This window comes from Arcanobacterium phocae (assembly GCF_900105865.1).
Classification (GTDB): Bacteria; Actinomycetota; Actinomycetes; order Actinomycetales; family Actinomycetaceae; genus Arcanobacterium; species Arcanobacterium phocae.
This window is the reverse complement of sequence record NZ_LT629804.1, coordinates 1,302,934-1,317,252: the sequence shown is the minus strand read 5'-3', so window position 1 is coordinate 1,317,252 and position 14,319 is coordinate 1,302,934. Positions and strand designations below refer to the sequence as shown.

The 14,319-nt window shown below is 48.0% G+C and carries 14 protein-coding genes and 2 tRNA genes; 5 read left to right on the top strand and 11 right to left on the bottom strand.

The features are described from left to right. From BLT51_RS05905 to BLT51_RS05885, 6 genes are all read right to left on the bottom strand, one after another. Positions 1 to 1,425: a hypothetical protein gene (locus tag BLT51_RS05905; RefSeq protein ID WP_091281004.1), complete on the bottom strand. Its 1,425-nt coding sequence runs from the start codon at positions 1,423 to 1,425 to the stop codon at positions 1 to 3. Between the two features lie 123 nt (positions 1,426 to 1,548). Then, positions 1,549 to 1,881, bottom strand: coding sequence for a hypothetical protein (locus BLT51_RS05900; protein WP_091281001.1), 333 nt, complete (start codon positions 1,879 to 1,881; stop codon positions 1,549 to 1,551). Between the two features lie 622 nt (positions 1,882 to 2,503). Next, entirely contained in the window at positions 2,504 to 3,757 is a 1,254-nt protein-coding gene (locus tag BLT51_RS05895) for an MFS transporter (protein WP_091280998.1), read from the bottom strand. Beyond that, a complete protein-coding gene (locus BLT51_RS09110; protein ID WP_157672930.1) occupies positions 3,709 to 4,110 on the bottom strand; it encodes a hypothetical protein in 402 nt (133 codons plus the stop codon). Before BLT51_RS09110 ends, BLT51_RS05895 begins: the two co-directional genes overlap by 49 nt. Next, positions 4,103 to 5,383, bottom strand: a complete 1,281-nt coding sequence (locus BLT51_RS05890; RefSeq protein WP_157672929.1) for an NAD(P)/FAD-dependent oxidoreductase — start codon at positions 5,381 to 5,383, stop codon at positions 4,103 to 4,105. Before BLT51_RS05890 ends, BLT51_RS09110 begins: the two co-directional genes overlap by 8 nt. Continuing rightward, positions 5,349 to 5,825, bottom strand: coding sequence for a DUF6423 family protein (locus tag BLT51_RS05885; RefSeq protein ID WP_091280992.1), 477 nt, complete (start codon positions 5,823 to 5,825; stop codon positions 5,349 to 5,351). The genes BLT51_RS05890 and BLT51_RS05885 overlap by 35 nt, the downstream gene beginning before the upstream one ends. A gap of 638 nt (positions 5,826 to 6,463) precedes the next feature. Here BLT51_RS05885 and BLT51_RS05880 point away from each other — a divergent pair. From BLT51_RS05880 to BLT51_RS09105, 3 genes are all read left to right on the top strand, one after another. Beyond that, entirely contained in the window at positions 6,464 to 6,694 is a 231-nt protein-coding gene (locus tag BLT51_RS05880) for a transposase (RefSeq protein WP_091280990.1), read from the top strand. An 84-nt stretch (positions 6,695 to 6,778) separates the two neighbouring features. Beyond that, positions 6,779 to 6,994, top strand: coding sequence for a hypothetical protein (locus tag BLT51_RS05875; protein ID WP_091280988.1), 216 nt, complete (start codon positions 6,779 to 6,781; stop codon positions 6,992 to 6,994). 353 nt (positions 6,995 to 7,347) lie between these two features. Beyond that, positions 7,348 to 7,524 (top strand): hypothetical protein, encoded by a 177-nt coding sequence (locus BLT51_RS09105; protein ID WP_157672928.1) that lies wholly within the window; start codon positions 7,348 to 7,350, stop codon positions 7,522 to 7,524. Between the two features lie 486 nt (positions 7,525 to 8,010). Here BLT51_RS09105 and BLT51_RS05870 read toward each other — a convergent pair. Beyond that, positions 8,011 to 8,086 (bottom strand) — tRNA-Ala (locus tag BLT51_RS05870). A 127-nt stretch (positions 8,087 to 8,213) separates the two neighbouring features. Continuing rightward, positions 8,214 to 8,918, bottom strand: coding sequence for a TetR/AcrR family transcriptional regulator (locus tag BLT51_RS05865; protein ID WP_091280985.1), 705 nt, complete (start codon positions 8,916 to 8,918; stop codon positions 8,214 to 8,216). A gap of 88 nt (positions 8,919 to 9,006) precedes the next feature. Here BLT51_RS05865 and BLT51_RS05860 point away from each other — a divergent pair, with 88 nt between their 5' ends. Together BLT51_RS05860 and BLT51_RS05855 are read left to right on the top strand one after the other, a co-directional pair. Further along, on the top strand, positions 9,007 to 10,236 hold the full coding sequence (locus tag BLT51_RS05860; RefSeq protein WP_091280983.1) for an MFS transporter: 1,230 nt from the start codon (positions 9,007 to 9,009) through the stop codon (positions 10,234 to 10,236). A gap of 326 nt (positions 10,237 to 10,562) precedes the next feature. After that, positions 10,563 to 11,318, top strand: a complete 756-nt coding sequence (locus BLT51_RS05855) for an HNH endonuclease family protein (RefSeq protein WP_091280982.1) — start codon at positions 10,563 to 10,565, stop codon at positions 11,316 to 11,318. A gap of 60 nt (positions 11,319 to 11,378) precedes the next feature. Here BLT51_RS05855 and BLT51_RS05850 read toward each other — a convergent pair whose 3' ends face one another. The 3 genes from BLT51_RS05850 to BLT51_RS05840 form a co-directional block, all read right to left on the bottom strand. Then, a complete protein-coding gene (locus tag BLT51_RS05850; RefSeq protein WP_091280979.1) occupies positions 11,379 to 13,088 on the bottom strand; it encodes a thiol-activated cytolysin family protein in 1,710 nt (569 codons plus the stop codon). A gap of 418 nt (positions 13,089 to 13,506) precedes the next feature. Continuing rightward, positions 13,507 to 13,582 (bottom strand) — tRNA-Ala (locus BLT51_RS05845). A gap of 88 nt (positions 13,583 to 13,670) precedes the next feature. Beyond that, positions 13,671 to 14,309, bottom strand: coding sequence for a histidine phosphatase family protein (locus tag BLT51_RS05840; protein WP_091280978.1), 639 nt, complete (start codon positions 14,307 to 14,309; stop codon positions 13,671 to 13,673). Between the last annotated feature and the right edge of the window lie 10 nt (positions 14,310 to 14,319).

Sequence of the window (14,319 nt, the reverse complement as noted above, 5' to 3'; positions counted from 1 at the left end):
TCAGCTCTTTCCTGGTAGCCAGCTAGTGGCTTCCTTCTTAATGAGGACGTACATGAGAATTGTTTGGGTAAGGATAAAAAGTAGGTAGATGACTCCCATACTAACTATGAATCCCCATGGGAAGAATCCGCCAAATGTGAAAAAGAACTGGCTCGCGAGGAAGATTCCTATGCCAAGTGAGGCTATTCCCGTCACAATATTTACTGTTGCGTGACGCATCGTGACAGTTCGTGCAATCACGTTAGATTTGCCAGTCAAAGATGCGATGGATGCGAACTCCTTTGCATGGGTACTCGTTTCCCGCGCGTACTGCATCCATACTGATGTCATCGCGTAAACAAAACCAAGCGTGGTAAAAAGTGTTAACCATGTTGCTTGCTGTCTATATATCTGTGCGATCGCACGGCCGCTCTCTCCATCAACAATGGATAGAGGAATAATGGCGGTATCGAAATCGATTCCTTGGATCTGTGATAGCAGATCTTCATCTTGCTCAGAAATCGTGTAAATCCACGCCCATCGAGATTCTAAAGAGATTTTATCGACTTGCGTACCATATCCAGGAATTAATGTGTGTTGAACGTAGTCGTGGAGAGTGGTTGAATCCACCTGCCCTGCACTTATTTCTGCAACACCTTGACCATAAGCCGCCACGTAAACGGCTAGTGCAGGATCCTGCGATGCAATAGTCGATGCTGCGTCATCTAAACAGGTTGCGTAGTCTCCAGAGCAATTCAGTGATGTCTTGACAATCTGGAATCCGTCCGGAGGTCTAGGCGGGGGAATTTGAGCTCCAGCAATAATTCCAAACAGGGCCACGAGAATCACTCCAATAGCGACGAAACTTCCTGCGAAAGCACCCGTCCGTGAAGCTTCATAGGGATGATTGATCACCCAGCGAAAAAATACACTGGTTCGCAGATCTATACTTCGTCTTTTCACCACGAGATTCGTCATGAGGCTACACAGCACCGCAAGGGTTGCATGTAGCCCCAAAATCACCAATAAAACTGTGAACAACACAAGATGTACGGCAAAAACTAAAAAAGTCACCGGTAACAGGTACTGTGACCATTGCTCGTAGTTCACATCCCCAAAGAGTGCACCTTCATGAGCGTTTTTGGCGAAGCCTGAGGAGAAGTACACTCCATCTTCGTCCCTGGCTAAATCGATAAAAGCTTTTCCATTGCTCGGCCGATAATAGACGACAACTTCACCGTCCAGAATCACCGCGTCGTCAATGACACTCTGAATTGGTCCAAACTGGCTCTCCAAAATATCCGAATACTGCTCCGCAGCCCGAGACACCGCGATATGACCCGGCTCGAGCCATTGCGTTAGCCCAGCAGGCAATTCAGCATCATCACTCAGAGGTTCAAGCTCCAACACCCCTACAAGACGAGAATCAATAAAAGTATTATCCACTCGATAAGCAAAGCTCAGCAGGAATCGCCACTAGGGCGAAAATACACATGACGACGAAGAATGCCGTGAGCCCTGCATTGAACCGCTGAATAAGGTGTTGATACGACATTCACACTCCGATTACTAGTAAATCCAGTCGCCACAGCCCATCGGAAAAGGCGCAGAGCGAGACAGGCATGGCTGAATAGCAGTAATTTTACTAGGAGCATACTTAGTTACTGTTGTGCCGTAACCACTTTTATTTGCTAAACCGTCCTGCTTCGTTCCTCCGTCATACTTGTAGTTAACAGCGGGAAACTTTCGATCTCCAGCGTTGTCCCTGATCGAGATAAATGATCCGGAGGTGTAGGTGTACTGACCATATTTCGATCCGGCGTAGCTAAGTGCAGATGCAGTCAATGCGGCTCCCATCACCATTACGATCGTGGCCAAGCCTGTAGATATAGATCGCTTCATTTTAGTCTCACTTCCTTCTTCGGAAGAGCTAACACTAATCGAATATGGGTAAAGTGCGCATTTGAAACGATATGCCGTGATGCACGCATCCATCTTAGCAGATATGAGCTCGACTGCATTACTATTTTCCGAGAATTACTAAATTTCATTCACAGAATAACTCCAGCTCCTCTCATCATTGTCCCGGTATAAAATAGATAACATAACTATCTCACCAGCACGGTTGACGTTTATGTCGTGTCATCCGAGGGAACAATGGGGGCCGCCGTACTCACCTATGCCCTGGCCATTACGATCCCCTTATTGATGCGGTGGTCGAGCACCGAGCCTACTTGATCGATATCGAGAAGCCTTCGGAGTATACGCCTCGATGGACATGTTTTAGGTTAGCAATACGCTACTACAGACAATTTGGGTCACCGAAGAAATTTTTGTGAACGATGCCTATTTTCCGGCCGGTGGCGAATGCTAGTTGTATCTCCGTCGTCGTCACATAAAACAATAATGCTTACACGATTCTAAGAGCCTGTAGACAACGCAAGCACTAGAGAACACCCTATGTGCTACAAAGCTGGCTGTTTTAAACAGATGCCCTGTCCATCCCCTAACGAATCTGAATCAGTTACTGGTCATGTTTGACGAACACTAAAGACACGAGCGCCGGAATAACAGTCAGGGACAAAACAACAAGATACGTCGCAACATGGCCATCGACGATCAGTAAACCCGCGAGCAGAGCAGAAATAGATGAGGCACCTAAAAAGACCAGGCCACCGATGGAATCCACACGCGAAAGATGCTCGTCATCGGTCACATACTGACTCAATGTACCCGAATAAATAAACAAGCCAACCCAGCAGAAATCTAGGAAAAATAAACCGGCCGACGCTAACGCTACCGAGTTAACAAGCCAGTACGTGCCAAGAATAACCCCGACACCCATGAGAGAAAGCAGAAGAACAGAACGATAATTCTTCAACGGAACAAAACGCTCGAGAACTAGAGAAGCAATAATTCCCCCGACACCAGAAGCAGCCATCGTGAAACCAACCTGCCACGGGGTGAGATCCAAATTGACATCGAGATGAACCACAACACCATACGCATAGCCCGCAGTTGTTGCTCCCAATGCGAACTGTACCGCCATCATTGCGGCAAGTGTACGACTCTTGACCACATAGCCAATACCTTCACACACATCATGAGCGATAACACGAAGCGAGAATTTCTTTTCGTTCCCATCTTTACGCAGCGTTGGTTTATCTGGAAGCCGCGAATAAATAGCACCATTGAGGAATGACAATATGGCAGGCACAAACATCGCATATGCTCCGCCAAGAATCCCTACCAAACCACCTGAAATCGATGGTCCGCCGATTGCGGCAACTCCCTCTATCGTCTCGACTCGAGAGTTAAATTTCAGCATGGACTCGCGTCCCAAAACCTGAGGAACATAGCCCGCACTTGCAGCTGAGCCTAATTCACTTACCGCGCCACGAATAACACCTATAAGCACTATGATCGCAAGATTCACAACACCGCCCAACAATAGCCATCCCAGCGCTGTCAAACACGCACCTTCAACGAGATAGCCTGCAAAAACAATCTTCCTGCGCGGTAACCGATCAGCGATCGCTGCCAGCGGTAAAGTGAGGAATAACTGTGTCGTTAAAGTAGCAGTAGCAAGAGTTGATGCCAATACGATCGAACCAGTAGCGTAAAGAAAAGCTAACGGAAGCGCGAGCTGGGCAATAGCATCGCCGATCAAATTAATGAGCATCGTAGTGTATAACTTACGATAAAGCACGTTCTCCGGATTCAATACTTTCACCTCAAAGGCATCATTAGAGCAGCGGCACGCAAGCAAAGACCGCATGAAACAGGCATAGAAACGGAAAGTTCTTCACAAACCAACCTATAGATATCATAATGGTACCGCCCTCGTGGCGGCCAGTTCTTTAGCTTCCGTAGCGTTTCGCCATAAATATGTTGTTCAAATTCAATAAGCTCGTTGAGATTTATTTTCCTGGAGTCATGCTCATCAATTTCCGCCACCAAAAGGTGGACACCAAGGTGGGAAATTGCATCTTCTCGACACCCTTCCCCGTGTTTGAGTGCCAAGGCGATTTTAAAACGGCTAGTACTTAAAAGTACTCGCTCTTCGAAAGGCAAATTAAGCGGAGTCCAAAGATCTTTAACAAGGTTCTCGTACCGCAAATCTTTATTCATAACCCAAGCCACATTTCCAGCTTAAAATTGATCGAGTGATACGCTCCGCAATAACACGATGACCGTCAATGTTTCTCGCAACCGGACCAATAGCGCCTTTTGCATTTGCACCAATGACATATTCTCGCTCACCGATGGATGAATCTATACCTCGCAGTGCCCCAAGCGGCACATCCTCATTCATTTGAAGCCCAAGACAAGGAACAATGAAATCATATTTACTTAAATCCAGACTTTCTCCATCCACAGAAATATGCGGATGAAGTTGATCATTAACACTCAAAAAGGCGTTTGGAATAAGATTAATCAACCCTGACCGCTCATAATTCGCAAAGCGCTCCTCATATTCCACCATTGCACTGGGTGGGAATAAGATATTATTCCAGTCTTTCATTGCCTCAACCCTCCCCGCGGGTCGGAAAAAATGAGGAGTGGAGTCCACACATCGAAAGAAAAATCGACTATCTGGAAACGCAATGTCGACTGCGCAACCATTGCCCACCAAAGCTTCGGTGACAGTCGCGGCAGTCTGGCCCGCTCCGACTACCAGCACGTTTCGAGAAGAAATTCCTGCTATCCTGCCAGAGTCCCATTCAACAATCCGAGGGTCTTGACATTGAATTCTTCTGATCTCTTCTCCTACAGCATTAACAACATAAGAGCAACTCAACACTTTCCCCGACTCGAGCTCCACGTCGAAACCCTCTTCATTTCGTCGGTAGTTAACCACTCGATCTCTCACATGACACTCGTTAAGCTTATGTGTCTTAATTTGCATTAGAACGTGCGCAAGAAACAAGTCAACAGGAACCACACTTCTATGCCCTGCTGTCGCCAATAGAACCTGCTCCTTTTCACGTTTTGAGAGTCTTGAATAATGCAATTTCGCGAAGTCCAGGAGGGAATAATCGTAGACTTTCTGACATCCAACGTAGTGCTCATAAGGCGAACGTATCACACGCTGTGACGTCGATTCAACCTGCTTACGAAACCTTTCGGCTAATGTCGCATGCGGATCAACCAGCAAAAATTGGATGTTGCTGTGGAACATATACGCCGCAAGAGTGATCGCAGACAAACCACCCCCTATTATCACACATTCAACATCATCCTTACTCAGATCAACAGCCCTTTGAGAATGTACATTTTCCCAATCAACATCCTTATAAAAACGACCCACTTCACTATCAAGAAGGTCAGAAGGTGGTGTAAAGTGATATTGATGCGAGCTACCGCATTCAGAATCGAATTTCGACAGGTACGAAGATTTCATAAGCAGGGTCCAGATCGTATCCATATTCAATTTCGTTCAAAATTTCCGCTTCACTCGGCAACGCATTTGGATTAGCACGTTTTCCATGAGACATATAGAAACGTCGTGATGGACTTTCAATGGTGAATTGTTTCAGGATCGATTCACCTGGGCGAACCTCACCATCAAAGAAACCCAGTCTCTTACTATCATGACTCATCGCAACCTGAGAAAACTGCATCGACCGATTGGGGCGGCTCGGCTCATCAATAAACCGGCCATCTTGATCCACACTCATAATCCACGACTTCCAGACTTGGTCTGACAGATTCGTTTCCGTCTTAATCATGGTCCAGCGACCTTCTGACGGTAAATCATAGGTAACCATTACCGCGCGATCCGAAGTTTCAAGCGCGCCCGCAATAAACACAGTTCGAGTTTCCAAGAAAGCAACAGCGGCCATTTGGACATCTCTCGCACGAATCCGCTCTGGCGAGTCGAACGCGATCCTGAATATAGGTTCTTATTTCATTTTTCTTCCAACTTTCATGATTTATATAGTCACAATATAGTCAACTTTTAATGGACGCAACCCTAACTCTTAAAGCAAAGTAACGTAATTCCAAAATTCTCATACGGTAGAGTTCACTCAATATCAACGTTCAGGAAAAACTTAAAGACCCCCATAGGATACCGCCTCCCTTGGCCGACGAAGCAGGTATGCCTGTCTACAATTTCAGTATCACGCCGCTGACGAGCTTGGAACGCCCACTTACATCATGCAGTGGAGTTAACTACTTGGTATCAGATTTATTCGAGTCGAGCTGGGTGTCGACCGATGCGAAGAAGGCGATTGCAACCTACTGCTAACGCACTATTCTGCCATGGAACACATGTCACGCGCCCACAAACTCGTCATCGTTAAACCCTGTCGCGCTGCCATAAACGAAAGATATATTCAGCTTACTCAACACTAGCGAAACTTCCCCTGCCCCGAAGGAAAATAACACTCGCATACCTTAAATGCCCAGATACAATTAACACTAACTAGTGAAGTGCCCCGGGTTTTGTTCCGTTTGAGTAGATGGGATAATCTGGACTATGCCAAAGAAATTTGATCAGGATGCGAAGGATCGCGTCGTCCGCTTGGTAGAAGACCGTATTGTGGCGGAGAATGTTTCCTTGCAAGAAGCGTGCAAGATTGTGGCACCGAAACTAGGTGTTTCTTGGCACACTGCTCGGCAATGGACTCAGGTAGCTCGTCGTGAAGGACGCGTTCTTGAACGCTTGCCCACAGGACTTGGAAGTCGAAAATGCGAGGCTACGCCGTGAAAATCAGGAGCTTCGCGATACTAATGAGTTCAGATAAGCAGCGTCGGCTTTTTTCGCGTCGGAACTCGACCCGAAACGTCGGAAATGATTCGGTTCATTGATGAGTATCGAAATCGTTTCTCTGTCGAGTTCATCTGCAAGACGTTAAACACTCACCGTGTTGGTGGTTTCATCACTTCTCGTGGCTATCGTCAATCAAAATCCCGTGGTGTGAGTGCTCGTAGCCTGCGTGATGCTGCTCTGATAGAGCATATCGTTGAGGTTCATGAAAGTAACTACAATGTCTACGGGACTGGTTAAGATGTGGCACGCGTTGCGCCGTGAGGAGAAAAGATATTGGTCGTGAGCAAACCGCTCGTTTGATGCGCCTTGGAGGGAGTTAGTGGTAAAGGTAAGGGCCGCTTGCCTGTGACAACTCGCAAACCTCAAGGGCTAGATACTCGCCTAGACTTGGTGAAACGTGAATGTCGAGCCCTCGGACCGAATCAATTGTGGGTGGGGTGACATTTCCTATGTCCGTACCCGTAAGGGGTATTCTCTACACCGCTCTTATAACCGATGTGTTCACTCCGGACGGATTTATCGGGTGGGCGCTGGTCGGTTCAATGCGAACGTAAAGCGTTGCTGTTGCAGGCGCTCAATCAGGCGATCGTATGTGCGAAGAAAACAACTGGGCTGATTCACCATTGCAACCCGCGGCTCACAATATGTGTCCATTGTTTACAATGAGCGTCTTGCCGAGCATGGGATTACTTACCTCGACAGGGACGGTTGGCGATTCCTATGACAATGCTTTGGCTGAGAACGTCAACGGTTCATTTCAAGAATGAGCTGATTCATAGGCGGTCATGGATGGGACGTGGTTGATGTAGAAATCGCGGGCGTTTGAATGGGTTTCGTGGTGGAACGAGTCACGGCTTGACCAGAGCTTGGGCTACCGTACACCGGCTGAGGTTGAACAAGAATTTTGGAACGGCAACACCGGCCCAAGAAAATAATAGAAATCAAGGCACGTGCCTAGGAACAAAACCCGGGGCACTTCAAAAATCGGTATCTGCATACCTACCCGCATATACTATTCGACGCTTACGTTATACCCTTTGACGCATGCCCCTACTATTTGATGCATGCTCTCGCTTCCGGCCCAAGAATTCCCCTGATTTTGATTTTCGGCCCGCGCAACCATCAACTGCACCTGCCCACACAGTACCAACAGACAAACAAAACCCCTCGAATCCCGCGAATTACTAGGCAAAACGCGTAGCCCAAAGGGTTCTGTCCGTACTCAATTCCATGTATCAAAAGTTGAGTACTAATGGTGGAGCATAGGGGATTCGAACCCCTGACCTTTTCATTGCGAACGAAACGCGCTACCAACTGCGCCAATGCCCCGCTCCAAATATCGTAGCAGTTTTTCGCCGATAACTGCTAATCGCTACTCCGATGAACGGGTGTATCCCCTATCACGTCAGGACCACCGCACGACGTCGCCGGAACGATCCACACTTACCCATAGCGGCTAAGACTGCGCATCACTGCTATTACTCGCTTGCGGCAACAGGACGCTTTCCACACCTTCGAGGACACTAGCGATTGTCAAATCATAGTATTTCTGTGAGAGTTCCTCTTCGCGCTCCGGATCCGAAAGTGGACCGAGATAGTTAGCTACCACCATGCTCAGCCCCACAGAATCTTTCATCATCGGTTTAAAACGTTCCAACATTGCATCCAGGTCATGGCGCTCCCCCGTCTGGTGCACAGAACGCAGGTTGCGAGCCCCAATTGTGTGGATAACTGAGTTTGTAATGATCACATACGCCAACTCGGCTTTATCTCCAAAACCAGCCTCAATGAGCTTTTCGTATGCGATGTCTATGACAGGTAAGAACTGTGTCGTGAACTTTCCGCGCGCAAACCGATCAGTAATGCCATAGTAACGCAACAGCACGGGGCGAATAACTTGGGCAACTGCTTTAAACCACGCCTTCCAATCAAGATCCTCGGCGGGAAGTTCAATATCGGCGCACACCCGATCCACAACCGAATCACATAGCGCTTCCTTATGTGGATAGTAATGGTAGATAACCGAGGGCACCACATCTAACTCTCTAGCAATATCGCGTATTGACCAGCCTTCAATGCCTTTGGATTGTGATAAATCAATAGCTTTCTCAAGGATGATTTCCTTGTTTAGACCTACTCTGCGCGCGGTTGTTTTCCCCATATCTACACCGTACCTCACTATTGACAGCGTTACAGCCCGTCATTAAACTTGCCAATGTAGAACAGTGTTCTAGATGGAAGTGAGAAATATGAAAACCCCAAGCAAATCCCGTAATAAAACCGAGACTATTCCTTCCTCTGCACAAGCCAAACTGGTAACAACAACAGTATTCTTGGCATTTTTGGGACAGATGTTACTCAATCCCATCATTGCACCACTGTCGCGCGAAATGGGCTTACAAGAATGGCACATTGGCCTCACTATCTCATTTGCAGCCATAGTTTTAGCCGTCATGAGTTCTTATTGGGGCCGCACCTCTCAACGCCTAGGTGTCAAACGAGTCATCGTGACCGGAATGTTGATCGCTATCACTTCATTGACAGTCTTCGGAATACTCTCTTATCTAGGCATGAACAAAATTCTTGCAGGGCCTGGCCTTGTTATCGGCGTCATGGTAACGCGTGGCTTAATATACGGCGCTGGAATTTCTGCCGTGTCCCCTACCGCCCAAACTCATCTTGTCACGCATACTGCCTCGGAAGCGGGCCGAGTAAAAGCAACTGGAATGATTGGAGCAGCATACGGCATGGCTTCTATCGTTGGCGGTATCATGGGCGGCCTGTTAGCGGCAATTGGTGGCCTCATGCTCCCATTAGTTGTCATGCCGGTAGTTATGCTGAGCTCCGTCATCGTATTGATTGTTAAATTCAAACCGCAAGTTGCGGCAAAACTCATCGAAAAACCCAAACATATTCAATTTCGCGACCCTCGGGTACGCCCATGGCTCATTAGCGGGCTACTATTATTCATTGTATTTTCCTCAATAGCAACAATCTTCGGGTTCACCGTTCAAGATAGGTTCCTGCTTGCATCCGATGCCACCGCAGCAGTTACCGCTGTCTACCTAACAATTATGGGCGTAACAATGATCATTACCCAGGCTGTCATCGCACCAAAAACACGATGGGGTGCCGCCAAACTATTTCGAACGGGATTGATAGTACTACTACTTGGAGTTGCATGCATGTGGCCTACCAGCTCACACCTATTATTGGGGATAGCTTGCGTCTTGGTCGGCCTAGGAATGGGATTCGCGATGCCCGGATATAATACCGGCCCAACTTTGCAGACAAGCACAAGCGAGCAAGGTGCTGTTGCGGGACTCATTAATGCAAATAATGGGATCGCTTATGCGATTGCCCCAGCAGCTTCCACCGCACTCTACGGTTGGAATCCACTCATACCTTTTATTATTTCGATCTCTATCGTTGTAATTATTGTAATCTACGCATATGTTCAGCCAACTTTGCGAAAATAACGATCTAGGGCCTATCCGCGCGTCCCTCCCTTGACACTGCTTAACTGTGCGCAGTGCCCTATGCTATGTTGATAGCGCAATTGCTAAATGCTTGATATAGATCCTCCCTTGCCCACGAGAGTACTAACCGTAAGGTCTATCACCTCACCACGACCGGAGAGGAACGTTTGGCCCAACTCCAGCGTTCATGGACACTTCTCGTTCCGTTGGTCAGCGAGTTACTCGCTTAGTGAGCAGACGACGTCGAGAATCACTACCGTTGTGGAAAACCAGTCCCTTGTGGATAAGAAAAAATCAGCTATCGTCTACTATGCAATCATAAAAATATGAACCGCCACCGCCTTGATAGAATCCTCTACGCTCTATCCGCCTTCCTCTGTGCTTGGCTGGCACTACCTGGTCTGGGACCAGACATAGCAGGCTTAGAACAGCGGTTCGGCTGGAAGATAGGACCAGACGATTGGCGCGGCCCACTGTCCACTCCGCCGTCGTACCTCATACCGAACCCTGAAAATCAGCAGCTCCTATCTTCCTTAACCATTCGAAATGAACATGCTTCAACTCCCACGTACCGCCGGAGCGAATTTGGCCAGCCGTGGGCAGATATTGACCATAACGGTTGCGATACTCGAAACGACATTCTAGCCCGCGACATCACAGATCCCGTTTTTAAATCAGGCACCCACAACTGCGTCGTCGTCGAAGGAAAACTCGATGAACCATATACCGGACAAACGATATATTTTATCCGCGGAAAAGAAACGTCAGCACTGGTTCAAATAGATCACGTCGTCGCGCTCGGCGATGCGTGGCGATCTGGAGCCTGGACCTGGCCACCACACCAGCGGGAACTCTTCGCCAACGATCCTACGAATCTCCTAGCAGTAGACGGGCAACAAAATCAAGACAAGGGCGCCGCAAACGCAGCACAGTGGCTGCCCGCCGATGCCAGCTTTCACTGCTCCTACATCCAGCAACAGCTACGAGTAAAAGTTAACTGGCATCTTTCTGTGACACCACAGGAATACCGCACTATGCAACGGGTACTCAGCCAGTGCTATCCAGTGTCTACCGCACACTGAGGCCCTTCTGAACATCTCATCCAGAAGGGCCTCAGCAGCTATCGCCATAGAGTTCGGGGTTTACTCATGAACAATATTCTTGAACCATGGGTTCAATGTCGTGCCACGAAGAACAATCTCTCTATCCTTGACGATCGGAATATTCTTCTCGTCGATGATGGTCCACCACGGATCCCACGCTAAGCCAGTTGCTTCACCAGCAATGAGGTGGACGTTGCGGGCGTTCGGTGGAATTTGGATGCGCTCGCGGAATCCACGAGTGCGTGCCTTCCAAGTCCCATGCCACTTGAATGGCTTGACATGCTCTACGCCCTTATCGTCGTAGCTGATCTCATCCCAGGTCAGGTCAACTTTCGCGACATAGCCTCCCTTGTGACGCAAGGTAATGAAGCCAGAGTTGTAGGTGGTAGCGGTGGTTTCGATGTAGTCCCCCGTATTCTTCACCACTGCGCGCTGGTTGTCCTTAAGGAAGTTCACCGTGTAAGAAACTGGAACGGCCGGAACGCCTGTGGAGTAGGTGCTTTCTTCCTTGATGATTCGCTTCAAATCATCGATGTTTCCAGTTGCGACTTCCACCCCGCTCTTGGCGCTACCACCAAGGATGTAAACCGTTGCTCGAGTCTGATTCAATATCTTCTTGTACTTTGCTTCGGCATCAGCTTTGCCGTTGCCGAAGCTTCCCTTGAACACTGCGTTGAACGCTGCCTTGACTTCATTATCGGTCGAGTCGGTTTCCAGCTTGACGAAAATCTGCCGGCCGTAGCTGACATTCGATACGTAGCCGAGTGGGTTCTTATCATCGATGTTCCGATCAATAAGGTCCTGCTTTGTCACATCTTTACCGAATAAATCGTGCGGATTATTGGGCGTATCGGTGGAAACAGTAAAGAAGATCTGCTTGAACGAAGCGATAGCTGCTTGATGTTCATGCTTATGAATTGCTTCAAAATTGACATCGAGCTTATTCGCTACCTTTTCGAATCCTAGACCAAACTTTGCTTCCAGTTGCTCTTTCGAGTTCACCATGGATTCGTCGTAAGAGATCTTAGCTGCATGATTTGGATAGGTAGCATGTAGGTTTGTCCATCCCTGCAGTAATTCATTAACTCCTTGTTCAACAGTACTTTTGTTTGGCTGGTCGATTGTCTTTCGGTTCTTTCCGTCAACTAAGCCCGGAAGATCGACGCTGATGACCTGTGGTGCTCGTTCGATGCCGACGGCGGTTGGACTTCCCTTAGACAGATTCTCGTTGGCTTTAACCAACGCACCCGGGTAAATCGCGGCATTGTTTGCTTCAATGACGGACAAGTCGCCACGAAGATTATTGAACGACTTCTTTTCATGCTTGAAAACTGTGTACGTTCCATTCTTGTACGATTCGCTCGTCACCGGGACATTTTCTACATGCTCCCCTTGAACGGCAAGCACTCCGACGGGATCATACTGCAGCGAACGAACATACTTATCGATCTCACGCGTGTTAGAAGTCTGAGTAGTCGCACCGTCAGTCTGCGTAGCCGCTGACTTCTTTAACGGTGTTTCCTGCTTTGCTTTTTCTCCAGTTGCGTCTGTAGCTACTGGCGCTGGTGCATCTTTTTCGTTATTCACCGACGACGACGGTTTCGCGTCATCTACAGTCAGATTTGCGACGACTGGTGTTTTCAGCGACTCCGGCGTCGCTGGATTTTCTAGCCCAAAAGCTGAGATTGGCATAAGCGTACCCGCAAGTATTGCCGTGCCTGCCACTGTTGCAAGAATTCTCCGTGTCATGGTCTTGCCCCTGTCTTCATTGATCTATTACTTTATGACGTGACCCACATTTGCTGGCCACAAGAAGATTGTGCACCCAATGATTAGTTGACAAAAAATCGACTAGTGCCAAAATGGCAGTGTGAGACAGGTCAAAATAACGATGTCGCCTTCTTAGAAAACAATTTAATAACAATGAAAATTAGACATTATCTATCTTTACGTCACTTTTATCACACACATTTTCGAACATCCGGACTAAAAGCGCACTACACATGTTACGCACTGGACGGATAGTAAATGACATAAAGCTTTCAAACATCACAAGTTAGCAACATTTTTTATCGCAAAAATAAATGCCCGATATGTGAAATTTACGGTAACGCATAGGTGCGTTCCAGACCACATAAAAACCGGCCGAGAACTCCCGACCGGTTGATGGTGGAGCATAGGGGATTCGAACCCCTGACCTCTTCCATGCCATGGAAGCGCGCTACCAACTGCGCCAATGCCCCGTAAGACCTCATTAATATTACATATTTGAAGATGGAAAAGCAAAATAACAAAGCCTCAAAACCTAGTGAAACAACTCACTCCACTCGGTTATGTGCTGGTTTCAACAAGGAATCGATTCCAAGACTTTACCCGCCAAGGCGGAGTGGCACCATGTCTTGGTAGTAACTCTGCCCAATGGCAGTTATCTAAACCTTGAAGCATATTCCAAATAGATGGATCTTGCCCCATAAGTACCATAACGCCGTTGACCAACGCAGATCCGTGGCTAGTAAAAAGCAACGTGTGCTCATTCGGATCGTCAGCCAATGCCACAATGTGATCGTTAATTGCCTGCGCCACTTGTTCACCGTTATCGCGCCGAGTTTGGACGCCAGCAACACCGGGCTCTTGACCAGCACGCCAGCGTTTCCAGTCAACCGGATAACTAGCTTGTATTTCTGCGGAAGTTCTCCCTTCCCAATCACCATACCCACGTTCGCGCAAACGGCTATCGACTTGGACAGGCAAACCTATACGCTTACCCACTGCCAACGCAGTGTCATAGGCGCGCTCAAGATCAGAAGCGATGATGCGCGTGATGCCAAGTTCTGACAACTGCTGTGCAACAGCCACTGCTTGCGCACGCCCAACAGAATTCAATGGCGTGTTTTGAGTACCTTGTATGCGAGCCTCAGAATTATTATTAGTCTGTCCGTGCCGCAGAAGAATGATTCGTTTGACTGGCATGAATTCAACT

What these genes read in the sequence shown, in the direction of transcription:
- BLT51_RS05900 (WP_091281001.1), bottom strand. Translation starts at nt 1,881, where the DNA reads ATGAAGCGATCTATATCTACAGGCTTGGCCACGATCGTAATGGTGATG.
- BLT51_RS05895 (WP_091280998.1), bottom strand. Translation starts at nt 3,757, where the DNA reads ATGCGGTCTTTGCTTGCGTGCCGCTGCTCTAATGATGCCTTTGAGGTG.
- BLT51_RS09110 (WP_157672930.1), bottom strand. Translation starts at nt 4,110, where the DNA reads ATGAATAAAGATTTGCGGTACGAGAACCTTGTTAAAGATCTTTGGACT.
- BLT51_RS05890 (WP_157672929.1), bottom strand. Translation starts at nt 5,383, where the DNA reads ATGAAATCTTCGTACCTGTCGAAATTCGATTCTGAATGCGGTAGCTCG.
- BLT51_RS05885 (WP_091280992.1), bottom strand. Translation starts at nt 5,825, where the DNA reads ATGGCCGCTGTTGCTTTCTTGGAAACTCGAACTGTGTTTATTGCGGGC.
- BLT51_RS05880 (WP_091280990.1), top strand. Translation starts at nt 6,464, where the DNA reads ATGCCAAAGAAATTTGATCAGGATGCGAAGGATCGCGTCGTCCGCTTG.
- BLT51_RS05875 (WP_091280988.1), top strand. Translation starts at nt 6,779, where the DNA reads ATGATTCGGTTCATTGATGAGTATCGAAATCGTTTCTCTGTCGAGTTC.
- BLT51_RS09105 (WP_157672928.1), top strand. Translation starts at nt 7,348, where the DNA reads ATGTGCGAAGAAAACAACTGGGCTGATTCACCATTGCAACCCGCGGCT.
- BLT51_RS05865 (WP_091280985.1), bottom strand. Translation starts at nt 8,918, where the DNA reads ATGGGGAAAACAACCGCGCGCAGAGTAGGTCTAAACAAGGAAATCATC.
- BLT51_RS05860 (WP_091280983.1), top strand. Translation starts at nt 9,007, where the DNA reads ATGAAAACCCCAAGCAAATCCCGTAATAAAACCGAGACTATTCCTTCC.
- BLT51_RS05855 (WP_091280982.1), top strand. Translation starts at nt 10,563, where the DNA reads ATGAACCGCCACCGCCTTGATAGAATCCTCTACGCTCTATCCGCCTTC.
- BLT51_RS05850 (WP_091280979.1), bottom strand. Translation starts at nt 13,088, where the DNA reads ATGACACGGAGAATTCTTGCAACAGTGGCAGGCACGGCAATACTTGCG.
- BLT51_RS05840 (WP_091280978.1), bottom strand. Translation starts at nt 14,309, where the DNA reads ATGCCAGTCAAACGAATCATTCTTCTGCGGCACGGACAGACTAATAAT.